Consider the following 23,437-nt stretch of genomic DNA (forward strand, 5'->3'; position numbering starts at 1 on the left):
AGAGCCTTCGCTAAAGAAGGCTCATTCTACCACGGACTCTATCCAAAGATCTTTTTCCTTTGATAAATCTACCAACACATCGTCAACTAAAACGACTGGAACCAAAAGACCAGCTCCACTTGTTCTAATAACAATCCCATTTTTCCCGTTGTTCAGTTTTACTTTTGTTCCAGTTGGATACATTCCCAGCACTTTTACAAAGGCGTTTAGTACATAAGGATCGTAATCTTTTCCTGAGCGTGATAAGATCCATTTTAACGCCTGATAAGGGCTCAAATTAAGAGCTTCTGATGTCGTTGATGTGAGAGAATCATACGCGTCTGCAACTTGCACTATTCTGGCGTAAAAGTTTATATCGTCACCTTTTTTTTCAAATGGAATCCCTGTTCCGTCGAATTTTTCATGGTGTTCCAAGACGGCATCCAGTATTTCCCTGTCTTCTATTATCCCCTTTGATGATAATATTTTGTACCCTATTGTTGTGTGCTGGAGCAATTTATCCCTATTAGATGTTCCACCGATGTCAACGTACTTTGGATCCTTGAGAAACATCAAACCTATATCATGAAAAAGTGCCGCTTTCGCAAGCGGAATTAAATGGTACCTGGACATAGAAAGTGCGCAACCTATCATGACAGATAAAATGGAAGTGTTTATTCCATGCTTGTAAAGATAACCGCTTACGTGTTTTCTGAAAAGGTTAACCACGTATTGTTCTTGAGTTATTAAATCGTCTACGACCGAACCAAGGGTCCTCTCAACCGCTTCAGTGTCAACTCTTTCTCCAACCTTAAGTTGATCGGCCAGATCTTTGAAAGAGGTGATGATGCCTCTGTACATTTCATCAGGAACTGAAAGCTTTATTCCAGGAGCTATTGGTTCTTCAACTTTTAAAAGCTCTTCGTCAAAATCTATTGAACTTTTAAGTTCTTCCAGTTCACTTTTTTTGCCCTCAATTGGAAGCCAGAGTATCTCTCTTTTTTCAAGGTTTTTAAGAATTTCTTCGTTAAGCCTCGTTCCTTTGGAAAGCAACACTTTAAAGGACGTGCCGTCGTAAAGATCTTCGGCCAACACATCCCCATCTTTTATATCTTCCAGAGGTTTCCATTCAATTGCCGCCATCAAGATTCACCTCGAATTCGTGCTTTTTTAAGCCTTCAACGTAATTTCCTTCTGGTCCAACTGCCGAAAGTGTCCATTTTTTGCAAAAAAATTCCTCAAAAGCTTTAAGAATGTCGCTTTCTTTTACCTCCTTCAAGAATTTGATGGTTTCCTCTAATTTTCTTACTCTTGAAAGGGTAAACTGATCGTCTATCATCATCAACATGGTGGAAAAGGTTGACTCGGTAGAAGTCAAAAGTTTTCCTTCAAGTCTCTTTTTACCGTAATCCATGTAATTGTGGACTTTTTTTGGGAAGTTAGACAAAACGTTTTTGATCTTGTCAACCGCCTCAAAAATCTTTTGTGGTGAGGTTGAAAAATCTATCGAAAAATATCCACTTAACCTGTTAGATTGATTGGAAGATGATATTGAATACACCAATCCGCTTTTTTCTCTAACTTCTTCGAAAAGCATAGAGCTCATTCCGCCGCCCAATATGGTGGCTATGATGGCGAGTGGATAATTTCTTGGGTCGGACTTTTCAACCGTTGGCACAGCCAAAGAAACGTTGACCTGTTTTAGATCTCTTTTTGTTGTAACGACGTTTAGCGCCTTTGCGGATTTAGGATGACTTTTTGTTTCCATCGCTTTTGAATCTTGAAGCTTTTCCATTCTTTGAACGAATTCTCCTATGTTGCATGCTTCAAGATTTCCAAGAATTGATAACGTCATTTTGAAAGGTACGTAGTGAAGAGAATGAAATTTTTTTAGATCTTGTGAATGTAAGTTTTTCACCGTTTCCACTTTTCCTATTATTGGGCGTCCGTAAGGGCTATCTTCTCCCCACAAAGCTTTGAGAAGGTTTGTGCTTGCCAAATCCATTGGATCGTCTTCGTACATCGCTATCTCTTCCAAAACCACGTTTTTCTCCATTTCAACGTCTTCTTCTAAAAAAAGAGGCGCACTCACAAGATCGTAAATCACGTTAAAAGCATCTTCAGAAGCAAAATCAGGCACTTTTGCGTAAAAAAGAGTGTATTCCCTCGAAGTGAAAGCGTTTAAAGTTCCCCCAACGCTTTCTATTTTCTTTTTCAACGTGTAACCATCGAAGTTCTTTGTTCTTTTGAACACACAATGTTCTATAAGGTGCGAAATTCCACTGTTCTCTTCCACTTCATCTGCGGCTCCAACGTTAACTCCAATCCCTAAGGTAACAGTTCTAAAAAATGGTATGTCTTTTGTAAGAAGTTTCGAACCGTTTTTTAACTCTTCTGAATGAAAATCACTTTTCATCTTTTTTGTCGTTAAGCCTCCCTCTATGTTCTTTGGAGTTGTATGTGTGATTAGAGTTATGATAAGCGTGATGGGCTTTTTCATCTTCGTTTATTATTTGACTTAGCTGTATTTTCCCAGCCGCATCTATGCCTGTAACTTTTACCTTTACACTGTCTCCGACATGGACAACGTCTTTAACATTTCTGACGTGCCTTCCCATCTTGGAAACGTGTACCAAACCTATCTTTCCAGAAAAGAGTTCGGCGAAAAATCCGTATGGTTCCACTCTGGTAACTTTCGCCAAAAATTCTTCTCCCACCTTTACTTCTCTGTTCATATCTTCGATCTCTTTCAAGGCTTCTTTGACTTTTTTGAGATCATTTCCAATGACGAGTACGCGACCATCTTCTTGGATTTGGAGCTCCACATCGTGTTTTTCAGACAAAGCTTTCACATTTCTACCACCAGGACCTATCAGCTCACCTATTTTATCGACAGGTACCCTCGTTAAGTTTATTATCGGAGCGTAAGGTGAAAGATTCTTTCTCGCTTCGGGAATGGTTTCGTACATAAGATCTAATATTTTATTTCTTGCAATTCTTGCTTTTTCTAAAGCAATTTTCATTATTTCTTCAGAAACATTTCCGACTTTAACGTCCATTTGAAAGGCGGTTATTCCCTTTCTCGTACCCGTAACTTTGAAATCCATATCGCCCAAATGATCTTCCATTCCCAATATATCGGTTAACACCACCCATTTATCCGGTTCGAAAATCAGCCCCATGGCAATTCCAGCAACGTGTGATTTTGTTGGAACCCCAGCCGCTCTCAAAGAAAGTGAGCCGGAGCAAACGGTTGCCATGGAGGATGATCCGTTTGATTCAAGAATTTCAGAAACGACTCTTATCGTGTAGGGAAATTCATCTTCTGAAGGTATCATTCTCTTTAAGGCTCTTTCGGCAAGATGACCGTGCCCTATTTCTCTTCTGCCCGGGCTGCCAAATCTTCCGGTTTCTCCAACGCTGTACGGCGGAAAGTTATAATGGAGCATAAAGCGTTTTTCGCCTTCTTCAAGCAAAGTGTCTATGACCTGCACATCCATTTGAGCTCCTAACGTTACAACTCCGAGACTTTGCGTTTCTCCACGTGTGAAAAGCGCGCTTCCATGTGCACGAGGGAGAAGATCTAATTCACAAGTTATGGGCCTAATATCGTCTGGAGTTCTTCCATCAACCCTTTTGTTTTTTTCAACTATCATTCTTCTCATGGTGTGTTTAACCATTTCCTCGAATTCATCGTAAAGAAGTGTTTTCAGGTTTTTTAAATCCTCTTCTTCATAGTTATCCTCTTCTTCAATTTCAGCCATGAGAGAATCTACCACATCGTTTTTGTACGCTTCTATTTCCTTGTCACGTGCCAATTTTCCTTGAGTAAGGAGCCTTTTTTCCAATTCATCGATATTTACCTTTTCTTCCAGTCGCTTTTTGATGTTCTCGTCAAGTGTTGGAGGTGTGAATTCAAATTTTTCAACTTCAAATTCAGAAAGTATTTCTTCTTCGAAACTTATCAATTCTTTTATGGCTTCGTGCGCTTTCATCAACGCTTCTACCATTATTTCCTCTTCTGCTTCATCGGCTTCTCCTTCAACCATGGTAATTGCATCTTTTGTTCCAGCGACGACCAGATCTATTTTTGCGTTTTCCGCTTTTTCATCGGATGGAAAGAAAACGTATTCTCCATCTATTAAAGCTATTCTAACTCCTGCAACTATTCCCTCAAAAGGAATGGAAGAAACATTTAGAGCCAACGAAGCTCCAATAATTCCAAGAATATCCGGCGGATTGTCAGGATCAACGGACAAAACTGTCGCCACTATTTGAACTGGCATTTTGAATCCTTTTGGAAAAAGAGGGCGAATAGGTCTGTCTATCATTCTCGCGGAAAGAATGGCATTTTCGCTAGGCCTTCCTTCTCTTTTTATAAAGCCACCTGGTATTTTTCCCGCAGCGTAAAATTTCTCCTGGTATTCCACAGTGAGTGGAAAGAAATCTAATCCTTCCTTTGCTTTCTTATCCATTACGGCCGTTACAAGCATTTTAGAATCGCCGTAACTTACAACAAAAGCCCCGTCCGCTTGTTTGGCCATCTTCCCATTTTCAATCATAAGTTCATTTCCATGGAATTCTTTTTTCCAAACTCTGTACATCAGATCACCTCTTGAATTCGTCATCGTGAATATCTTGTCAATTCTAGATTTTAGACTTAAAGAGCGGGACATTCCCGCTCTTTGCCGTAAAAAAATTTACCGTCTTAATTTCAATTTCGCGATCAATTCTTTGTAAACGGTTGGCTTTCTTTCTCGCAAATACCTAAGGAGTCTTCTTCTTTTACCAACCATTTTTAAAAGTCCACGTCTTGAGTGAAAATCTTTGGGGTGAGTCTTCAAGTGTTCAGTAAGATGGGAAATCCTGGAAGTTAAAAGTGCTACCTGCACCTCTACCGAACCCGTGTCTCCCTCGTGAATCCTGTAAGATTCGATGATCTTCTCTTTTTCTTGTTTATCCATTATGACACCTCCAAAATAAATATTGAACCAAGAGAGGGTGATTTATCCCGTCTCTGAGTCCAGGTCTAACCAATTCTATCACATTTTTAGCGAAATCCATTTTGCATTTAACAAAAACTACAACGATGGTTATGAAAGCGAAATGATGATAATTCCAATTCGTCTTCAACAGCTTTTTTACGTTAAATTTCTATTTCGACACTTCGATAGTGGTAGAATTTGACTGTACGATTAAGATTTGGGTGGATGAAAGGAGCGTTTAAAATGAGCATATTTGTCGCGATAGTTGGTGGAAGTGGCGCGGGGAAGACAACTGTCGCAAGGGAAATAGTAGAAAATTTTAGTGAAAAAGCCATATGTTTGAATATGGACAATTACTACAAAGATCTGGAAGACGGTGTAGATCCACGCGAAGTGAATTTCGATTCTCCAATGGCTTTTGATTTTGATCTCTTTTTCAAACATTTAAGGGAGTTAAAAAATGGAAAAGAAATAGAAGTTCCAACTTACAGTTTTGTTACCTACAGGCGGAATTCTTCTCAAACAGTGCGTATTTCCCCGAAAAAGTTGGTAGTCGTTGAAGGTATTTTGGTACTTTACAATGAAAAAATAAGAAATCTTTTTGATCTCAGCATATACGTTGATGAAGACGCTGATGAAAGGCTTATAAGAAGAATAGAAAGAGATACAAAAGAGAGAGGAAGATCGGTTGATTCCATCATATCTCAATATAGAAAATTCGTTGCGCCAGCCTTTAGAAGTTTCATTGAACCTCAGAAATATCAATGTGATATTATCTTGCCCCGCGGTGGTGAAAACAAAACTGGGCTTTCAATGATAATGGGAGCTCTTGAAAAGATGATGAATAGCGAAAAATAACAAAAAAGTTTTTAAGATGGTAAAATATCTTCAAGGCGATCCATTTTTTGTTTTCAAACGAAATGAATCAAAATAAATGGAGAAAGGAATGAAAAAAGTTGATTTCTACAATTACCATGAAATGGAATGGTTCCGCTTTGGAACTCATAGATCAAAGAAAATTACCTCATGTTGAGGAGTACGTAAGATGCCAAACTTCCGAATGCGTGGCAAAAGCCATAAAAGATATGATAGTTCGCGGCGCTCCAGCAATAGGCGCTTCAGCCGCCTTTGGATATGTTCTTGGAGCGATGGAAAATGAAAAAGATTTGAGTGTGGCAAAGATGGAAGAAGTTAAAGAAAAACTTGCCAACACACGACCAACAGCGGTTAATCTCTTTTGGGCGTTAAAAAGAATGCACTCCAAATTTCTTGAGATTCATTCTCAGTCTAAGAGTGCAAAGGAGGTTGTATCCCTTTTAAACGATGAAGCGGAGAAGATAGCACAAGAAGACATTGAGGTCAACAAAAGGATGGGAAATTACGGTCAAGAGCTTTTTCCAGAAGATGTAACTGTTATAACGCATTGTAACGCTGGAGCGCTTGCCACCGTAGATTACGGAACCGCTGTGGGCGTCATTCATGCGGCGTTAGATCACGGTAAAACCGTGCACGCTTTTGTTGACGAAACGCGCCCTTACCTGCAAGGTGCTCGTCTGACCGCGTGGGAGCTTTTAAAGCTTGGAGTTGACACAACGTTAATTTGTGATAATATGGCCGGATGGGTTATGAAAACGAGAAAAGTCGATGCGATAATAGTTGGCGCTGATAGAATAGCTGCAAATGGTGATACGGCAAATAAAATAGGAACCTACTCGTTGGCATCTTTGGCCAAAAAACACGGTGTTAAAGTGTATGTGGCCGCACCGCTTTCAACAATAGACGTAAGTATAAAAGATGGTAGCGAGATTCCCATAGAAGAGCGATCGCATGAAGAAGTAACGCACATTCAAGGCGTTAAAATAGCGCCTGATGACGTTAAAGTTTACAACCCGGCCTTTGATGTTACCGATGCAGAGATGATAGATGCAATAATAACAGAAAAGGGAGTTTTAAGATATCCTTATGTTGAATCGATAAAGAAACTTTTTGAGCAAAAATAATTTGGGAGGCAAGAAGTGCGCGTTAATCCGATGGGAAACGAACCTTCTCGCTCGGTAAAGAATAAAAAAAAGGTAAAAGGATCACACGGAAGATATTCAAAAGTTGAAAACAAAGGCTTTGCCGATTTTTTAATCGAAGAGGAAGAGAAAGATTTAAACGCTTTGATGGATGAAATAGTCCAAAGCGGAAATGATTTTTCTCGTTCGCCAACGGAAGAGAACTTTGAAAATTACAAGAAAAAAGTAAAAGAGTTCTTGAAATTAATCGAAAAAAGGCTTTACAGGACGAATGAATTGACTTCCATAGAAGAGAGAAGAGCGAAGTTGTATTTTATAGTTGAAGCCGTTGACAAAGAGCTGGAAGAGATATCAAAGAGATTATTCGAAGCCGAGCGTTCCACACTTTTTTACGCGTCTAAAATTGGAAAGATAAATGGCCTTTTAATGGACATTTACAGGTAATGAAAGATGCAGAAGATGTGAAAAGTATGAAAGCGATTGTTGAAAGGGTAAGAAAAATTGTAGAAAGCGATGGACCAACACGATTGCTTTTAAAGGCAAAAGGCACGTTGGTGAAAAGGTATTTTTTGAAAAAACTTATCGAAAGCGTTGAAGAAAAGGACGCTTCGTACGATCTTTTTTGGTTAAACCGAGATGGAGAAAAGGTAAAAGTTGAAGATGCCAGAAAAGTAGCTGATTTTTTAAGTTATTCTCCGTCAATTGCAAAACATAAGTACATCGTGTCAGAGGAATTCACGAATTCAACGCCTGAGGCGGCATCGGCTCTTCTAAAAATCACAGAAGAACCTCCAGAATATGCGGTATTCATCTTTTTTACGTCCAGTTTTTCTCAAATATTTTCCACTATCAAGAGTCGGTTTATTTCTTTGAATTTGAATATAAAAACCGAAAGCCTGATGGAAAAAGAAAAAGTCGACGCGATAAACGCAAGTGAATTGAAATTCTGGATTGACGATGTGGAACATGCGTTGTACATATCTGAAAATGTTGAAAAGCTTGATAAATTGCTTGTAAGTGCTGTTGATGTTCTATCCATTGTTGAAATTGTAAAAAGCGAAGTGCTTTCCAGTGAAGAGACACTACCTTTCGAATTGGAATTCCTCTTTGAAAAACTTTTACTCTTTTTGAGAGAAGAAGAAGTGGTTGAAGTTTACCAGGCGTTAAAAAGCATGTTAAATCCGAAAAATTCTTTAAGTGTTTTTAATGCCTTTTTGGAAGCCGCACTTGTGATCGTCGAAGATCTTGTAATTTTGAAAAAGACGAGTTACTGGCAGGCATTGAAACGTCCGAATTACGTGAACAATTACGTGGAAATGGAAGAACCAAGTATTAACGATGTGGAGTGGATTTTAAAAATAAGAGAAAAAAAGTATCGTAGCAAGGTGAACGTTGAAGTGGGAATTTTTTTGCTTTTAACGAAATTCGCCACTTTGAAAAGGAAGTGATCTTTTGAATTTGTATGGAGTTGCTTTTGATAGAGTTGGGAAAGTGCATAAATTTTCTTCTGAAGATGAATACAAACGTGGTGAAATGGTCATAGCGGAAAGCGAATTTGGTTTGGAATTGGGAGAAATAGTTAAGGTGTTTGAAGAAAGCGATGAAGAAGTGGAAAAAGCAATTTTGAGAAAAGCAACCTTCGAAGATATGGACACACAAACCCAAAATGACAAAGACGCCAAAATCGCTCTGGAAATATCGAAAGAAAAAGTTATAGAACACGCGTTGCCGATGAAAATGCTTCGTGCGAAATACGTTCTTGATCGTTCAAAACTCGTTTTTTTCTTTTCGGCGGACGGGAGAGTCGACTTTAGGGCTCTCGTCAAAGAATTGGCAACTGTCTTCAAAACAAGAATAGAACTTCGTCAGGTCGGAATAAGAGACGCGGCCAAGATGATAGGCGGAATAGGATTATGCGGAAGACAAACGTGTTGTTCTCTCTTTGAAAGAGATTTTAAGAGCATCACTTTAAAATACGCGAAAGCTCAACAGTTGATGATAAATCCTTCCAAGATCTCTGGAGCGTGTGGAAGACTTTTGTGCTGTTTGGCATTTGAGAATGATACGTATCTTGAAATACTAAAAGATATGCCTGATGTTGGAGAGAAAATAGAGTATAAGGATGAAGAATACGTTGTGAGTGAACTTAACATCTTTCATAAGACACTTAAAGCGAGAAATACCGAAGGTAAAATAATCGTTTTGCCATTTGAAGAAGTCTTAAAGCTCGCAGAAAAAAAAGTTGAAAACGGAGAAAACGAAGAATGCGATTCGAAATCTTAAAAAAAGACAAAGAAGCCAGGAAAACGATTCTACACTTAGCACATGGAGAGGTTAAAACTCCAGTTTTTATGCCCGTTGGAACAAACGGGGCTGTGAAAATGTGTCCCCACGAGTGCGTGAAAAGAGCTGGCAGCCAGATTGTTTTGGCTAACGCTTTTCATCTTTACCTTCGGCCTGGAATGGACGTGTTAGAAAAATTTGGTGGGCTCCATAAATTTGCTTCGTGGGACATTCCAATTCTTACCGATAGCGGAGGTTTTCAGGTTTTCAGCCTTTCAAAACACGTTGAAATAGATGACGATGGCGTTAATTTTCGTTCCCCTTTAGATGGTTCCACACACCGTTTTACACCTCAAAAAGTCATGCGCATTCAACAAACGATAGGTTCAGATATAGCGATGGTGTTGGATGAGTGTTTGGCTCCTGGAAATGATATGAAAGCCACCGAAATCTCTTTAAAACGGACCACCAAGTGGGCAAGAGAAGCATTAGAGTACCATACACGTCAGGATCAGGCGCTTTTTGGAATAACGCAAGGAGGCTTTTTCAGAGAAACTCGTATTGTGAGCACAAAAGAAATAACTTCTATGCCTTTTGATGGTTTTGGAATAGGTGGATTGAGCGTCGGGGAATCTTTTGAGAAAACCATTGAAATGTTAGATGTTATAATGCCTTTGATGCCGGAAAACAAGCCACGGTATTTAATGGGAGTTGGCGATCCGGTTTTGATGCTTGAAGCCATTGAAAGAGGTGTTGACATGATGGATTGTGTCTTGCCAACAAGATTGGCAAGACATGGAGCCGTTTTTACCTCTCATGGTAGATTAAACATTAAATCCGCGGCGTACGCTTTGGATGATTCACCATTGGATGATGAGTGTGATTGCGAAGTGTGTAGAAATTACTCTAAAGCTTACATTCATCATCTTTTCAAGAAAAAAGAATCGACTGCCATGATCTTTGCAACATACCATAACATATACTTTTTACACAAGTTGATGCAAAAGGCAAGGAATGCCATTGAAAATGGGGAATTTTCTGAATTCAAAAGTGATTTTTTAAAGAAGTTCAAAGGAGATTGATCGAAATTAAAGTAAGACTGAAAAAAGGTGTAAAAAAGGTTGGCTGGATCAACCCATGGATATACAAGAACGAAATATTTGAAATTTCTTCGCACAAAAATGGTGAAATATGTGATGTTTTCGATTTTTCAAACAATTACGTTGGAAGAGGTTATGTAAACGATAAATCCGTTATAGCGGTGAGACTTTTAAGCCATTCACCTAAAAAGATAGATAAAGACTTCTTTGTCGAAAAAATAAGTAAGGCGCTTGAAAATAGGAATGAATTCGATGGCGCATTTCGTCTTATTCATTCAGAAGCGGATGGTATGCCTGGCGTGGTGGCCGATCTATTTGGAAAAAATCTTGTAGTTCAATTCAACACGTTAGGTATGGAAAGAAAGAAAGAGGAAATTTTGGACGCCTTTGAAGAACTTTTAAATGTAGATGGAATATTCGAAAAGAGCGAAGGAAGGGCAAGAAAAAGAGAGGGATTAAGCGATTCAATTGGTTGGATAAGGGGAAAAGGTGAAGAACTGATTCCATTTCGTTACGATGGGATAGCTTATTTTTGTGATACTTTAGGGCAAAAAACAGGTTTCTTCTTAGATCAACGTTTCAACGCGAAGGCAATTAGGAATTTTTCGAAAGGCAGAGTATTGGACGTTTTTTCTTACACAGGCAATTTTTCCATAAATGCCATAAAAGGCGGAGCGGATTATGTGCTTTCCATCGACCGCTCTTCGAGGGTGAAATATGTATACGAAAAGATTCTTGACGCTAACAACGTAAAAAGTGGTTACGGGTTTCTTGTCGGAAATGGCTTTGATGAGTTGAGAAAGTTGGAAAAGAAGGGAGAAATTTTCGATCTTATAATTTTAGATCCTCCCGCCTTTGCCAAAAGGAAAAATGAGCTGTCTTCCGCATTGAGAGGGTACAAAGAAATAAATCTTAGGGCAATGAAGATCCTGAAAAATGGTGGATATCTGGCAACATCTTCTTGTTCAGCCGCCGTTGATAGAAACACGTTTTTAAAAGTGGTTGAAAGTGCAGCATCGGATGCCCACAAGAAATTGCAGGTGGTGCATTTTGGTTTTCAAAGTTACGATCATCCCGTTATCGTGGGAATTAAAGAAAGTGAATATTTAAAATTTTTTATCTTCAAAGTGGAGGCGATTTAAATTGAACAAAGACGAGATCATGGAAGTGCTTTCAACAATAAAGTATCCCGGCTATTCCAAAAGCATAACCGACTTTAAAGTCGTAAAAGAAGTAAAGGTGAACGATAAAACCATCGAAATACTTTTGAATCTCGGAACGGCTTCCGACGAAAAGAGAAAGATTATTTACGATGAAATAAGACAAAAATTGGCAAAAGACGGTTTTGAGGTTAAAATATCCACCGTTCAAGAAAAAGGTACAACAGTTGAGCAAAAGCATTTTGTATCAAACGCAAAAAAAAGAATAGCCGTTCTCAGTGCAAAAGGTGGAGTTGGAAAGAGCACATTTGCCGTTTCATTGGCTATTGCGCTAAATCGTAGAGGAAACAAAGTGGGCCTTTTTGACGCCGATATTCATGGTCCGGACGTTCCGAGAATGTTGGGCTTACAACAACCCGCGCGTGCGGATAAAGAAAAGAATATGATAATTCCAAATGAAAAGAATGGAATATATTCCATGTCTTTGGGATACGTCGTAGATCCAGAAACACCAGTTATTTGGAAAGGAGCCATGGTTTCAAAGGCAATTGTAGAACTACTTCAATTTACGGCTTGGCCAGAAATGGATTATTTCATAGTAGACCTTCCCCCTGGTACAGGCGACGCAGCTTTGAGTATAAACCAAAATATGGATCTGGATGCTGCTATCATAGTAACCACGCCAAACTCGTTGGCCATAATGGACGCTGCCCGCGCGACAGCTTACTACAACCAACTTGGTACCAAGGTAATAGGATTCGTAGAAAACAGTGGTTACTTTGTTTGCGATGAGTGCGGGAAGAAATCGTATCCGTTTGGAAATGCAGATCCGGTAGCTATAGAAACGCAACTGAAAGTTCCGTGCCTCGGTGTATTGCCATTTGAACCAAAAATTGAAGAAGCGTCGGATAATGGGGATCTCTTTTCAGCACTGGATACGGAATTCTTCAAAATTATGGATTCCATTGCCGAAAAAATAGAAAAAGATTAAGGGGGTAATCCTTTTGAGATGGTCACAACTTTACGCACCAACTCTTAAAGAAGTACCATCTGATGCAGATGTAAAAAGTCAAGAGCTTTTAATAAGGGCCGGTTTCATACGAAAGACCGTGGCGGGCGTTTACACTTATCTTCCTCTTGGTTTAAGAGTTTTACAAAAAATAACACAAATAGTCAGGGAAGAGATGAATGCCATTGGAGCTCAAGAACTGCTAATGCCTATAATGCAACCGGCGGAAATATGGAAAACAACCGGTCGGTGGGAGGATTACGGCCCTGAAATGATCAAATTTTTGGACAGAAACAAAAGAGAATTCACTCTGGGTCCAACTCATGAAGAGATGATCACGACTTTGGTAAAAGGTGAGTTAAAATCATACAAACAATTGCCCGTAACCCTTTATCAGATCAACACGAAGTATAGAGACGAAATAAGACCTCGCTTTGGGTTGTTGCGAGGCAGAGAATTCATAATGAAAGATGCTTACAGCTTTCATTCAGATGATAAATCCCTGGACTTAACGTATCGTGATATGTACAAAGCGTATTCCAGAATATGTGAAAGGATGGATCTCGAATATTTTGCCGTTGAGGCCGATACGGGAGCGATTGGTGGTAACAACTCTCACGAATTCACAGTTTTGGCCAAAAATGGAGAATCAAACATACTTTACTGTGAAAAGTGTGGCTACGCGGCGACGGATGAAAAGGCTGAATACAAGCCTGATTATCCGATTTCCAATGAAAAAGAAGAAGAACTTAAACTCGTCAGCACACCCGATGTCAAAAGCGTTGAAGATTTGACGAAATTTCTGGGTGTAACCGAAGAAAAAGTAGTTAAGAGTATGGTTTACATTGGGCGAAACGGCATATTTATGGCTTTGATCAGGGGAGATTTGGAAGTGAATGAAGCAAAGCTAAAAGCCCATTTTAAAGATCAAACAATTCGGAAGGCTACTCCCGAAGAAGTACAAAATGCTTTAAAAGTGCCGGTTGGCTATCTTGGTCCAGTGGGCGCTGAGGTTAAAATTTTTGCCGATTTTTCGGTAAAAGGTATGAAGAATTTTGTCGTAGGTGGAATGAAAGAAGGATTTCATTACGTAAACGCCAATTTTGACAGGGATTTCAAAGTTTCTGAGTGGATTGATATGAAAAAAGTGACGGCTGGAGACAGATGCCCTAAGTGCGGCGCTCCCTTAAAAATGAAAAAAGGCATAGAGGTTGGACAAATTTTCAAGCTTGGTTCTAAGTATTCCGAGAAACTCGAGGCCTTTTATGTGGATAAAAACGGGCAACAAAAACCTTTTGTAATGGGATGTTATGGTTGGGGAGTCAGTAGGACTATGGCCGCGGTTGTTGAACAGTATCACGATGAAAACGGTATGATCTGGCCGCGCTCAATATCTCCCTTTGAAGTGATTGTAACAGTGGTTAATTCTTCTAACGAAGAGCAAATGAACTTTGGAAAAGAACTTTACGAGTCCTTGAAAAATTCTGGTTTAGATGTACTGTTAGACGATAGAGAAGTTTCTGGAGGTTTTAAATTCAAAGACGCCGATTTAATAGGAATCCCTTTGAGAATTACCGTTGGTAGAAACTTGAAAAATGGAAAAGTTGAGATGAAATTGAGAAATTCTCAGGACAAATTTGAAATAAAGGCTGAAAAAAACATCGTGGTAAAAGAAGCTGAAAAGATGCTAAACGGTTACAAATTAAAGAAGTGATATAAGTTTATATGAAAAAAGCCTGGGCGTTTTTTAGCAAGATATCACCGGAATACTTGTTGTTGTTAACATTCGCTGCTCTCATATTCACAGGCACATTGCTGTTGATGTTGCCTTTTTCTACCACACACGGGATTAAACCGGTAGACGCTTTGTTCACTTCGACGTCTGCCGCGTGCGTAACTGGTTTAATAGTAGTTGATACTCCGCACGCTTTTACTCTTTTTGGCCAATTGGTGATATTGATTTTAATTCAAATTGGCGGGCTTGGCATAATGACATTGACAACATTTTTTGCCATGCTTTCCGGAAGAAGGATAACGTTAAGAAATAGAATATTGGTTGCCAATACTTTAAACGTAGACAGATATGGCGGCATATTAAGGTTAATAACTTTGGTGATAAAATACACCTTTATGATAGAATCCACCGGAGCGATGATCATGTTTTTCAGGTTCTACCAGGATTTTCCTAACAAGCCGTGGTACGCTTTATGGCAATCTATCTTTCACTCCGTATCGGCCTTTTGTAATGCTGGATTTTCACTTTTTTCAAACAATTTGGAAGGTTTTACTTCCGATCCACTTATCAACATAACCATAATGGCTCTCATTGTATTGGGAGGAATAGGTTTTGCCGTCATATGGGAAATAGAGATTGTTAAATTCAAATGGAGCCGTATGAGCCTTAACACAAAGCTTGTTTTATCAACAACGTTTTTCTTAATAGTCAGTGGGTTTTTGATTTTGCTGGCATTGAATTACGCCTATTTGAAGAAAAGAATGGGGTTTGGAGAGATAAGCTGGATCAGCATTTTTCAAGCCGTAACTCCGAGAACTGCGGGATTTGATACTTACCCAATTTCTCATCTTTCCACACCGGCGCAACTTGTTATAATCATGTTGATGTTCATAGGAGGTTCTCCTGGGTCGACGGCAGGAGGTATAAAGACAACCACTTTTGCCGCTATTTTGTTGAAAACGGTGGGTTTTTTCCGTGGAAAGGATGAAATGACCTTTCTTGGAAAGAACATATCTCACGCCTCTTTTAGAAAAAGCGTGGCGGTGCTTTCTTTGAGTTTATTGGCCGTTTTTACGGGAATATTTTTGTTGGGAGTAACGGATCCTTTTCTACCATTCAAAGACGAAGTCTTCGAAGTTTTTAGCGCATTTGGGACTGTCGGATTGGACCTTGGCATATCATCTGTTTTGAGTTTTTGGGGAAAGATTGTGGTTGTGCTTCTCATGTACGCCGGGAGAATGGGAATAGTCACGATCGTAGCGGCATTCATAAAGAAAAGAAATATACTTTACAATTACCCTTCTGAAGATGTGATAATTGGTTAAGGGAGGAACTTATGTCAAAACAATATGTGGTCATAGGATTAGGGGAATTTGGAAAGAACCTGGCGAAGTATCTTCAAGATATGGGGAACGAAGTTCTGGCGATAGATGGAGCAGATGAAATAGTTCAAGAGCTTTCTTCGGATTTAACGTACGTTGTCAAAGCGGACGCTACTTCTCAAGAAGCTCTGGAAGCGTTAGGCGTGAAGAATTTTGACGTTGCAATTGTAAGTGTTGGAGGAAAAGATGTGCAGGCGTCGATTCTTATTAGCCTTATTCTTAAAGATATGAAAATCCCAACCATAATAGCGAGAGCAAGTACCGAACTCCATGGACGCGTACTTGAAAAAATAGGTGTTAACTTAGTCGTTTACCCGGAAAAGGAAATGGCCTTGAGCCTTGCAAAAAAATTAACCATGCCTAACGTGGTAGAAAAAGCAACGGTTGCTGGAAATTACAAAATATACGAAGTAAAAACTCCCGCCTCTTTTGATGGAAAGAGTTTACAGGAATTGAAACTAAACAAGCGTTACGAAATGACCGTTATGCTTGTAAAGGGCGCAGACGAAAAGATAGAGTTTCCTTCTGCTCAAACCATTTTGCGAAAAGACGATACAATGATAGTTTTGAGCACTGATGAAGGAATGAAAACATTTTCGGAGGAGAACAATGGGGATATTTAATTTTTTCAAAAAGGGTTTAAAAAAGACAAAAGAAGGCTTCTTTGGAAAAGCCATTTCCATATTAAAGGGCGGTCTAAACGATGAAAAATTGGAAGAAATTGAAGAACTTTTACTTTTGGCAGATGTTGGACCTGAAACTTCGAATTACATCGTTGAAAATTTGCGGAAGAAAAAGGGAGAACCAATAGAAATATTGAAATCTACACTTCTTGAACTTTTGGGTGAAAACGAGGATATCTCCTTTTCTCAACAACCCCCAACTGTTTACACGTTGGTAGGCGTTAATGGTTCGGGAAAAACGACCACCGCTGGCAAGCTGGCGTGGAAATTCAAAAAGGAAGGAAAAAGGGTCTCTCTTGCCGCGGCGGACACGTTTCGCGCTGCAGCTATAGAACAGCTGAAAGAATGGGGGAAAAGGGCGAATGTTCCGGTTATAGCGCATCAAATGGGAGCTGATGCTGGCGCTGTGGCGTATGACGCCGTTAATCACGCTATTTCAAACAATATAGACGTTACCATAATTGACACGGCGGGAAGGCTTCACACCAAGGATAATTTAATGCGAGAATTGGAAAAAGTTCACAAAGTTATAAAGAAGCTGCGTGAGGATCAACCAACTGAGGTGTTGATGGTGCTCGACGCCACGATAGGACAAAATGCCATTCAACAGGCGCGCATATTCAACGAAAGCGTTGGAATAACCGGTATCGTGCTTACAAAATTAGATGGAACTGCCAAGGGTGGAATGGTTTTTTCAATAAAGAAAGAGCTTGGCATTCCAGTAAAACTCGTTGGAGTTGGAGAGGGAATAGAAGATCTCAAAAAATTCGACGCCAATGAGTTTGTAAACGCAATTCTTGAATGATGGATAAATTGTCGTCTATTTTAATGCAAAAGATGCTTTCTGAAGAAGGCGAAAATGCCCTTCACGTTGCTAATGTGATAAGAAGATACGGTGTCGATGGATGGAATCAAAAGAAAATGGAAAGAGCTCTTAAGATGATAAACCCAAATCTTAAAGAGCTCTCTCTTTTCTTTGATGTAATTCCATCAGATGTTGAAAAAATTTCAAAAGAAAAGAGAATTTCCCTTTCAAATTTAACCTTTGTTTGCATGGTATTAAAGCCGGCTTCTTTTTTTGTTATGAACGAAGAAACGCTTTTTCTTTCTAAAGAGCTCGGCATTCATTCAAAGAATTACAGCGAATTTTTAAATGCATGGAGAAAACTCCTTAATTCTCATAAGGAATACGTGGACGATTTTTTGGATCTTTACCTACTTTTATTTGGAAAAAATGATAAAAAAATGAGCGATAATTCCATAGTTTTAGAACTTTCAAATATCTTCAAAAACAAAGATTTTCTTTCTTTGACGCAAAAAGATGTGAACGATTTTGAGGAAATATACTCATCTTTACTTCCTTCAGATAGAGAAAAAGTCGCACGCAAGATATCGGATCCTTACGTAAAGGGCGTTCTTTTAAGAAGAGTTAACAGGGCTTTGATAGTTGATGGCAGCAACATCGCCATGGTAAATAGAACAAAAGCCGATCTGGATAACATCTTTTACGTTTTTAAAGCAATTGGGAATATGAAAAAAGTGCCATGGCCTTTTTTTATTGTATTTGATGCCAATTTTCCTTATCAGTTAAAGGCTTTTCAAAAAGTGCTTTTTGAAAGAGAATTCCAGTGCCATCCACATGTTTATCTTCATTCTCCCGCCGATGAAAAGATACTGGAAATGGCTTCTTACATGCCATCTTACGTTTTAACGAACGATAGGTACCTTGATTACCCAAAAGTTGATTTTTTGAGATTGAAATTTGATGGAAAGAAAGTTTGGGAAGATCGTAGATGAGCGTAGAAATATTCTTTGGAGGCGAAAGAGATGTTTCAAAACGTGAATGTTTTAGAAAGCGCGATGAACGTTTCGACTTTAACCGCAAAAGTGATAGCAAACAATATAGCCAACGCCAGCACACCGAATTTCAAAGCAAGCTACGTTGTACCTGTAGTGCGTGATAACCCCTTGCGCGTTGAAGCAAAAGTTGTAACCGATACCAGTAGCTCCATAAGCAATGATGGAAACAACGTTGATGTAAACGCGCAAATGGCGTTACTTTCGAAAAACACCATAAGGTATGAAGTTCTCACGCAACTTGCTTCTATGAGCTTTAAAAGGTATACGGACGTGTTAAGAGGAGTGTGATAAGCATTGTCACTTTTTAACGCTATAGACATATCTTCTTCTGGAATGACGGCTCAACAATTAAGGGTGGATATCATATCGAATAACATAGCCAATGCTGACACAACGAGAACTGCTGACGGTCAACCGTACAGGAGGGAGATACCGATTTTTGCCGAGCGTTTCAGAGAAACGATGAACGGTATGATACCCGCCGGAGTTGAAGTGGTAAAAGTGGCCAAAGACAAATCGCCATTTCGAGAGGTTTACGATCCAACGAATCCAGATGCGGATAAAAACGGTTACGTTAAAATGCCAAACGTTAACGTGCTGAGAGAAATGGTAGATCTCATAGCTGCGCAAAGGACTTATGAAGCTAATGCGACCGTTATAAGCAACGTTAAAGCCATGGCTAGTGCGGCAGTGCAAATTGGGAGGTGAAGATTTTGGTAAGCCCAATTAATCCAATAGAACCAATAAAGCCCATCTCGTCAGAAGCGAATCAAGTGGCGAATAAAGGTGGAACGGATTTCAAAAAAATCCTTGAAAGCGCCATAAATAAGGTAAATGATACCGTTAGTAACGCGGAAAAACTCTCTAACGATTTCGCTACAGGAAAAACATCAGACATCCATTCGGTTATAATAGCCGCTGAAAAGGCGGATATAATGCTTCAATTGACGAATGAAGTGAAAAACAAGATAGTAGAAGCTTATCGAGAGATCATGAGGATGCAGATTTAGGCTTTTGCCTTATTTCATGGATCATGGTTACAAAGCCAAGAAGGATGGGAAGGTAATATGTTGTCAATCTCCACATCAGGATCCCTGTCATAACTGCAGACTTGTTGCCGTATAGTGAAAGAACCGCGTAAAATCCGCCTTCCACGCCACCAGATGATCCCGGAGTGGGCACGTAATATATAACAAATGAAAGAAGAATGAAGACCGCGCTTAAGTTCAAAAAAGAAAGTTGAAAAGGCGCAGAGGCGTTTAGAGAAGAAATGGTAAGGGCGCGATAGAGAATGTAATAAAGTAAAAGAAGAACTAGCACTCCCATACTTCCATCGAATATTACGAGCCATGGCTTTTTTGTCCATATGAGTTTCATGGAAGCGTAGAAATTATCCAATTTCTTTGAAAGATCATCAAGGACGGTATCTGGATCCTTTTTAAATAGCTTTATGGACCATTTTACAATCCCCATTTTTTCGAGCCTTCTCATGAATTTCTTGCCAACTGTTGGAACCAAGAAGAAAAAAACCATTCCTAAGGAAAATATAACGCTTAAGAGAATGACAAGCCATATCATCTTGTTAAGAATCGGTATTCCAACTCGTATGTATGGAAGGTATTTGTTCATGAGAAAAAGCGAAGAAAAGGATAGAAAAATCAACATATTCGACCATCTCGTCAGAATAATGGCAGAAGAATTTTCGGCGCTCATTCCCCATTTTGAAAGATGCCATATTTGATACGGTTGCCCTCCTGCCGAAAATGGGGTTATGTACGTGAAAAAATAACCTAAAATCGAATTTCTGATAGCTACGCTCCATGTTGTTTTTTCATTTAAAAAATGGGATAAAACCAGTATTCTAATGGCATCTATTATGAATATCAAGAAAAAAAGTCCGAACTCTATTGCTATCTCCAGCGGAGGGAAATCTTTTACACTTTGAATTATGTTGCCGCTTTTGGAAAAAATCATTATAACGGCCACAACCGAAAAACTTGATAAAACCGCTATCGTAAGATTTCTTAAAAGTTTCTTGTTTTGAGAATCGTCTTTTTCTGCTACCATTTTGGATTCCTCGGATCGACAATTTTGCCTTTTACGCCTTTTATTCCATCTTCAAAACCACGAAAAGCGTAAGGCTTGGTTTCTGGAGAAACGTAAGCCCAGATATATCTGTCCACAAAAAAATAACTTTTCAACGCAGTGTGTATTAGCATGGAATCTCTCGTTGCGTTGAGAGCATTTCTGAATATGTAATAAACTTTCCACGGTGGGATAGCTGGTTTTGAAAATGGAAAACGAAATATCCTCTTTTGACGTATCCAATCTTTATGTTCTATAAGGCTTGAATGAACCCTCAAAAGTTTCAAACCATGGCGCCTTATTCGCATGGAATATTCGTAGTCATCCGCATATATGAAAAAGCCTTCATCTGGAAGCCCGACTTTTTGCACAGTTTTTGAACTAACTGTGAAACCAACAAATGTGCCAACTCTAGATAAAGAGACCTTTTCTTTTGGCGTGGCGTTTGGAATTTTTACCAATTTGCTCAAAAATGCCCCAATGCTCTCATCTTTTTTGAACTTTTCTATGTGCTTTTCCAATTCCTCAAGCGCGTTTTTGTAGGGCAACGCGTCATCATCCATCATCCAAACCCACTCTGCTCCACGTTCAATGGCTTCTTTCAATCCCCTTGAGAATCCTCCAGATCCTCCTAGATTTTCTTTTAATCTTTTCACAAAAATTCTTTTTTCTTTTTCCATTGTAGATAAAAAATCGCGCGTTGAGTCTGTACTCGCGTTGTCTACAACGAGAATTTCATCTGGAAGGCGGCTTTGATTCAAAAGCGCCTTTATATTCTTTTTCAACCATTCAACTCTATTGTAAGTAACGACAAGCGCCGTTATTTTCATAAAATATTCCTCCACCTTAAAACTTCTTTATATCGCTGAAACCTTCTCCATACGCTTTTTCAACTTCTCCAACAACTATGAAAGCCTGCGGATCTACTTTTCTTATGGTGTGCAAAAGACTCGAAAGTTCCCTTCTCCTAACTACCGTCAATATCATCTTTTTGTCTGTCTTTGTATATCCTCCAACTGCAGGAATGTAGGTAACGCCTCGCTCAAGTTTTTGCATTATATAATCGGCGATCTGATCATTCTTTTCCGAGATTATGTAAACCTGTTTAGACATCTCCATACCACGCATAAGAAAGTCTATTGCCAGTCCATTCAGTATTATGGCAAGCAACGAATACAACCCAATGTTCAGGCCAAACTTAAATCCAGCCAGTATGCCAATGGAAACATCCGCTATCAACACACCCTGTCCCAATGGAACGGCAAAAAATTTGTTCATGAATTTTGCTATTATATCCGTTCCACCAGTGCTTCCATTTTGGGAAAAAGCCAGCGCCATTCCGAAAGCGCCTATAACGTCTCCGAAAATGGTAGCAAGCATCAAATCTCCACCGTTGTAAATTGGAAAGTGCACCATTCTGTTCAAAAAATCAACAAAGAAGGAAAGCAAAAAGGTAGAATATATCGTTTTAAAGCTAAAATCCACGCCCACGAATAAGAGAGAAAGAGCTATCAAAGCGCCGTTTATAATGTACATCCATACACCAACTGGCAAGTTTATAAGGCAATGCAAAACAATTGCCAAACCGCTTGCACCACCACCAGCTATGTTGTATGGCACCAAAAAAGACACAATTGATATGGCGGTTATAAAATCTCCTATAGATATGATGCTGTACTCTTTTACAAAATTCATTACTATTTTACCGCGCACTTTCATTCCTCCTTCCCACCAATTCTAACAAAAAATACGCATTAAAGAAAGCAAAAAACTCTTACATTTTGAAGAATCTGGTTTTTTACACTCATGTTGTGTATGAACATTACGAAGGACAATTTTTTGAAGCCATGTCAGCACTAGTTTGCTCATTTTCCCATCTTGCAATCCAAACGATCCAAAATATGGGGCACTCTCAGAAACTCATTCATGAGTGTCTCACTTTCTCATCACATCCTATACCTCTCAGCCTCATATTCGTGAATCTTCAGAATGGATTTTATACGTTCTGACAAGCATTTTGAATGTATGGTTTGACCACTTTTTGAAATACTTTGTAACATTGATGGTAAACTAAGACTTCTTAACAAAAAAGGCGAAAAACCATCTTGAATCCTGCTATTTTTTATGATATACTACGTGCGAGCCCGGGATGAACTGGGGCGTTGTGAGTAGTCTTTCCGGCCGAACGGAGAGATGGCCGAGTGGTCGAAGGCGCTTGCCTGCTAAGCAAGTGTGGGATTTTCCCACCGTGGGTTCGAATCCCACTCTCTCCGCCATTTATTTGTGCCCGTAGCTCAGCTGGATAGAGCGATAGACTGCGGATCTATAGGCCGGGAGTTCAAATCTCCCCGGGCACGCCAGGTGTTGGTATATGCTTAAATTAAAGATCGATGCTTTGAAACACGAAAAAATCCTCCATGTGGAGGAACTTCTTGATTGGAAAGAACTTGAATTAAACGGCGAAAAATATCCGTACTTTAAGCCTGTGAATGTTAATCTGGAAGCCGCTTTTTCTCGGGGAAGGATAAACGTTAGTGGAACCGTGTCAACGGGAATAATACATCCATGTGATAGATGTTTGGAACCTGTTTACCTTGAAATAAATGGAAAGATAGAAGCGTTGTACCTTCCGCAGGGAAAGAAGCCAAAGTACGTGGAGAAAAGTGTTGAGCTTACGGACTTAGAAAGCACTTTTTATTACTCCGCGAGTGATGAGTACATAGATTTAGAAGAACGAGTTTTAGAAGCCATAGTCATAGAGATTCCCATAAAAGTGTTGTGCAGCGAGGATTGCAAGGGGTTATGTCCACACTGCGGAATAAATTTGAACAAGCACCCTGATCATGTATGCCCGTACCTCGAGAGAAAAGAATCTCCATTTGCCGTGTTAAAAGAAAAGTTCAAGTAAAATGGATAATTCAAAGTTTATTTGATTAAATAATTACTGAATTGAAGGGAGAGTTTACAATGGCGGTACCAAAGAAAAAACCATCGAAAGCCAGAACAAGCAGGAGAAGGGCAACGTACTACAAAGCCATAAAAGTGACAACTGTTAAGTGTCCAAATTGCGGAGAACCAATGTTGCCTCATCATGTTTGCCTCAATTGTGGTTATTACAACGGCAAACAAGTGCTTGAAGTTAAGGAGTGAGCCTTTCA

The 23,437-nt window shown here is 39.3% G+C and carries 25 protein-coding genes and 2 tRNA genes; 20 read left to right on the forward strand and 7 right to left on the reverse strand.

The features are described from left to right. Positions 1-21: 21 nt before the first annotated feature. The 4 genes from ACXJIN_RS01610 to rpsO all read right to left on the reverse strand — a co-directional run bounded on the left by ACXJIN_RS01610 (position 22) and on the right by rpsO (position 4,943). Positions 22-1,122, reverse strand: coding sequence for an HD-GYP domain-containing protein (locus ACXJIN_RS01610; protein WP_456398964.1), 1,101 nt, complete (start codon positions 1,120-1,122; stop codon positions 22-24). Next, positions 1,109-2,395 (reverse strand): M16 family metallopeptidase, encoded by a 1,287-nt coding sequence (locus tag ACXJIN_RS01615; protein ID WP_456398966.1) that lies wholly within the window; start codon positions 2,393-2,395, stop codon positions 1,109-1,111. The genes ACXJIN_RS01610 and ACXJIN_RS01615 overlap by 14 nt, the downstream gene beginning before the upstream one ends. Then, positions 2,385-4,583, reverse strand: a complete 2,199-nt coding sequence (locus ACXJIN_RS01620) for a polyribonucleotide nucleotidyltransferase (RefSeq protein ID WP_456398968.1) — start codon at positions 4,581-4,583, stop codon at positions 2,385-2,387. Before ACXJIN_RS01620 ends, ACXJIN_RS01615 begins: the two co-directional genes overlap by 11 nt. 96 nt (positions 4,584-4,679) lie before the next feature. Continuing rightward, positions 4,680-4,943 (reverse strand): 30S ribosomal protein S15, encoded by a 264-nt coding sequence (rpsO, locus tag ACXJIN_RS01625; protein ID WP_456398969.1) that lies wholly within the window; start codon positions 4,941-4,943, stop codon positions 4,680-4,682. A 264-nt stretch (positions 4,944-5,207) separates the two neighbouring features. On the opposite strand from rpsO, the gene udk reads away from it, so the two are divergent. The 16 genes from udk (at position 5,208) to fliE (ending at position 19,204) form a co-directional block, all read left to right on the forward strand. After that, positions 5,208-5,822, forward strand: a complete 615-nt coding sequence (udk, locus tag ACXJIN_RS01630; RefSeq protein WP_456398971.1) for a uridine kinase — start codon at positions 5,208-5,210, stop codon at positions 5,820-5,822. Positions 5,823-5,938: 116 nt separating this feature from the next. After that, entirely contained in the window at positions 5,939-6,964 is a 1,026-nt protein-coding gene (gene mtnA / locus ACXJIN_RS01635; protein ID WP_456399091.1) for an S-methyl-5-thioribose-1-phosphate isomerase, read from the forward strand. 15 nt (positions 6,965-6,979) lie between these two features. Continuing rightward, positions 6,980-7,426: a YaaR family protein gene (locus tag ACXJIN_RS01640; protein WP_456398973.1), complete on the forward strand. Its 447-nt coding sequence runs from the start codon at positions 6,980-6,982 to the stop codon at positions 7,424-7,426. Next, on the forward strand, positions 7,426-8,430 hold the full coding sequence (locus ACXJIN_RS01645; RefSeq protein ID WP_456398974.1) for a DNA polymerase III delta subunit-related protein: 1,005 nt from the start codon (positions 7,426-7,428) through the stop codon (positions 8,428-8,430). Before ACXJIN_RS01640 ends, ACXJIN_RS01645 begins: the two co-directional genes overlap by 1 nt. Positions 8,431-8,434: 4 nt before the next feature. Continuing rightward, positions 8,435-9,265 (forward strand): PSP1 domain-containing protein, encoded by an 831-nt coding sequence (locus ACXJIN_RS01650; protein WP_456398976.1) that lies wholly within the window; start codon positions 8,435-8,437, stop codon positions 9,263-9,265. Next, on the forward strand, positions 9,247-10,347 hold the full coding sequence (gene tgt, locus ACXJIN_RS01655) for a tRNA guanosine(34) transglycosylase Tgt (protein WP_456398977.1): 1,101 nt from the start codon (positions 9,247-9,249) through the stop codon (positions 10,345-10,347). Before ACXJIN_RS01650 ends, tgt begins: the two co-directional genes overlap by 19 nt. Further along, entirely contained in the window at positions 10,344-11,507 is a 1,164-nt protein-coding gene (locus ACXJIN_RS01660; protein ID WP_456398979.1) for a class I SAM-dependent rRNA methyltransferase, read from the forward strand. Before tgt ends, ACXJIN_RS01660 begins: the two co-directional genes overlap by 4 nt. A gap of 1 nt (position 11,508) precedes the next feature. Next, positions 11,509-12,516: an Mrp/NBP35 family ATP-binding protein gene (locus ACXJIN_RS01665; protein ID WP_456398980.1), complete on the forward strand. Its 1,008-nt coding sequence runs from the start codon at positions 11,509-11,511 to the stop codon at positions 12,514-12,516. Positions 12,517-12,529: 13 nt separating this feature from the next. After that, positions 12,530-14,248: a proline--tRNA ligase gene (locus ACXJIN_RS01670; protein WP_456398981.1), complete on the forward strand. Its 1,719-nt coding sequence runs from the start codon at positions 12,530-12,532 to the stop codon at positions 14,246-14,248. Positions 14,249-14,259: 11 nt separating this feature from the next. Then, the gene (locus ACXJIN_RS01675; RefSeq protein ID WP_456398982.1) at positions 14,260-15,594 is read left to right on the forward strand and encodes a TrkH family potassium uptake protein; all 1,335 of its coding nucleotides are present in this window, start codon (positions 14,260-14,262) and stop codon (positions 15,592-15,594) included. An 11-nt stretch (positions 15,595-15,605) separates the two neighbouring features. Continuing rightward, a complete protein-coding gene (locus ACXJIN_RS01680; RefSeq protein WP_456398984.1) occupies positions 15,606-16,274 on the forward strand; it encodes a potassium channel family protein in 669 nt (222 codons plus the stop codon). Next, positions 16,261-17,139: a signal recognition particle-docking protein FtsY gene (gene ftsY, locus ACXJIN_RS01685; protein ID WP_456398985.1), complete on the forward strand. Its 879-nt coding sequence runs from the start codon at positions 16,261-16,263 to the stop codon at positions 17,137-17,139. The genes ACXJIN_RS01680 and ftsY overlap by 14 nt, the downstream gene beginning before the upstream one ends. Further along, positions 17,136-18,131 (forward strand): hypothetical protein, encoded by a 996-nt coding sequence (locus ACXJIN_RS01690; RefSeq protein WP_456398987.1) that lies wholly within the window; start codon positions 17,136-17,138, stop codon positions 18,129-18,131. Before ftsY ends, ACXJIN_RS01690 begins: the two co-directional genes overlap by 4 nt. A gap of 30 nt (positions 18,132-18,161) precedes the next feature. Continuing rightward, a complete protein-coding gene (locus ACXJIN_RS01695; protein ID WP_456398989.1) occupies positions 18,162-18,482 on the forward strand; it encodes a flagellar basal body rod protein FlgB in 321 nt (106 codons plus the stop codon). Between the two features lie 6 nt (positions 18,483-18,488). After that, positions 18,489-18,902, forward strand: coding sequence for a flagellar basal body rod protein FlgC (gene flgC, locus ACXJIN_RS01700; protein ID WP_456398991.1), 414 nt, complete (start codon positions 18,489-18,491; stop codon positions 18,900-18,902). Positions 18,903-18,967: 65 nt separating this feature from the next. Then, positions 18,968-19,204: a flagellar hook-basal body complex protein FliE gene (gene fliE / locus ACXJIN_RS01705; RefSeq protein ID WP_456399093.1), complete on the forward strand. Its 237-nt coding sequence runs from the start codon at positions 18,968-18,970 to the stop codon at positions 19,202-19,204. On the opposite strand, the gene ACXJIN_RS01710 is transcribed toward fliE, so the two are convergent. The 3 genes from ACXJIN_RS01710 to ACXJIN_RS01720 are packed head-to-tail and all read right to left on the reverse strand — an operon-like array spanning position 19,185 to position 21,998. Continuing rightward, positions 19,185-20,261: a lysylphosphatidylglycerol synthase transmembrane domain-containing protein gene (locus ACXJIN_RS01710; protein WP_456398993.1), complete on the reverse strand. Its 1,077-nt coding sequence runs from the start codon at positions 20,259-20,261 to the stop codon at positions 19,185-19,187. The genes fliE and ACXJIN_RS01710 overlap by 20 nt on opposite strands. Next, positions 20,255-21,109, reverse strand: a complete 855-nt coding sequence (locus ACXJIN_RS01715; RefSeq protein WP_456398994.1) for a glycosyltransferase family 2 protein — start codon at positions 21,107-21,109, stop codon at positions 20,255-20,257. The genes ACXJIN_RS01710 and ACXJIN_RS01715 overlap by 7 nt, the downstream gene beginning before the upstream one ends. A 16-nt stretch (positions 21,110-21,125) precedes the next feature. Then, positions 21,126-21,998, reverse strand: coding sequence for a YitT family protein (locus ACXJIN_RS01720; protein ID WP_456398995.1), 873 nt, complete (start codon positions 21,996-21,998; stop codon positions 21,126-21,128). Positions 21,999-22,466: 468 nt separating this feature from the next. On the opposite strand from ACXJIN_RS01720, the gene ACXJIN_RS01725 reads away from it, so the two are divergent. From ACXJIN_RS01725 to rpmF, 4 genes are all read left to right on the forward strand, one after another. Next, positions 22,467-22,555, forward strand: a tRNA-Ser gene (locus ACXJIN_RS01725). A gap of 7 nt (positions 22,556-22,562) precedes the next feature. Further along, a tRNA-Arg gene (locus tag ACXJIN_RS01730) sits at positions 22,563-22,639 on the forward strand. Positions 22,640-22,650: 11 nt separating this feature from the next. Next, positions 22,651-23,187, forward strand: coding sequence for a YceD family protein (locus ACXJIN_RS01735; RefSeq protein ID WP_456398997.1), 537 nt, complete (start codon positions 22,651-22,653; stop codon positions 23,185-23,187). Between the two features lie 59 nt (positions 23,188-23,246). Continuing rightward, positions 23,247-23,429 carry a 50S ribosomal protein L32 gene (gene rpmF, locus ACXJIN_RS01740; protein WP_456398999.1) on the forward strand — a complete coding sequence of 61 codons (183 nt, stop codon included), beginning with the start codon at positions 23,247-23,249 and terminating at the stop codon, positions 23,427-23,429. Positions 23,430-23,437 lie beyond the last annotated feature (8 nt).

This window comes from Mesoaciditoga sp. (assembly GCF_054006115.1).

Bases quoted from the DNA above. Each gene is read 5' to 3' on its own strand.
- ACXJIN_RS01610 (WP_456398964.1), bottom strand. From the start codon at position 1,122: ATGGCGGCAATTGAATGGAAACCTCTGGAAGATATAAAAGATGGGGAT.
- ACXJIN_RS01615 (WP_456398966.1), bottom strand. From the start codon at position 2,395: ATGAAAAGTGATTTTCATTCAGAAGAGTTAAAAAACGGTTCGAAACTT.
- ACXJIN_RS01620 (WP_456398968.1), bottom strand. From the start codon at position 4,583: ATGTACAGAGTTTGGAAAAAAGAATTCCATGGAAATGAACTTATGATT.
- rpsO (WP_456398969.1), bottom strand. From the start codon at position 4,943: ATGGATAAACAAGAAAAAGAGAAGATCATCGAATCTTACAGGATTCAC.
- udk (WP_456398971.1), top strand. From the start codon at position 5,208: ATGAGCATATTTGTCGCGATAGTTGGTGGAAGTGGCGCGGGGAAGACA.
- mtnA (WP_456399091.1), top strand. From the start codon at position 5,939: ATGAAATGGAATGGTTCCGCTTTGGAACTCATAGATCAAAGAAAATTA.
- ACXJIN_RS01645 (WP_456398974.1), top strand. From the start codon at position 7,426: ATGAAAGATGCAGAAGATGTGAAAAGTATGAAAGCGATTGTTGAAAGG.
- tgt (WP_456398977.1), top strand. From the start codon at position 9,247: ATGCGATTCGAAATCTTAAAAAAAGACAAAGAAGCCAGGAAAACGATT.
- ACXJIN_RS01675 (WP_456398982.1), top strand. From the start codon at position 14,260: ATGAAAAAAGCCTGGGCGTTTTTTAGCAAGATATCACCGGAATACTTG.
- ACXJIN_RS01680 (WP_456398984.1), top strand. From the start codon at position 15,606: ATGTCAAAACAATATGTGGTCATAGGATTAGGGGAATTTGGAAAGAAC.
- ftsY (WP_456398985.1), top strand. From the start codon at position 16,261: ATGGGGATATTTAATTTTTTCAAAAAGGGTTTAAAAAAGACAAAAGAA.
- ACXJIN_RS01690 (WP_456398987.1), top strand. From the start codon at position 17,136: ATGATGGATAAATTGTCGTCTATTTTAATGCAAAAGATGCTTTCTGAA.
- ACXJIN_RS01695 (WP_456398989.1), top strand. From the start codon at position 18,162: ATGTTTCAAAACGTGAATGTTTTAGAAAGCGCGATGAACGTTTCGACT.
- ACXJIN_RS01710 (WP_456398993.1), bottom strand. From the start codon at position 20,261: ATGGTAGCAGAAAAAGACGATTCTCAAAACAAGAAACTTTTAAGAAAT.
- ACXJIN_RS01715 (WP_456398994.1), bottom strand. From the start codon at position 21,109: ATGAAAATAACGGCGCTTGTCGTTACTTACAATAGAGTTGAATGGTTG.
- ACXJIN_RS01720 (WP_456398995.1), bottom strand. From the start codon at position 21,998: ATGAAAGTGCGCGGTAAAATAGTAATGAATTTTGTAAAAGAGTACAGC.
- ACXJIN_RS01735 (WP_456398997.1), top strand. From the start codon at position 22,651: ATGCTTAAATTAAAGATCGATGCTTTGAAACACGAAAAAATCCTCCAT.
- rpmF (WP_456398999.1), top strand. From the start codon at position 23,247: ATGGCGGTACCAAAGAAAAAACCATCGAAAGCCAGAACAAGCAGGAGA.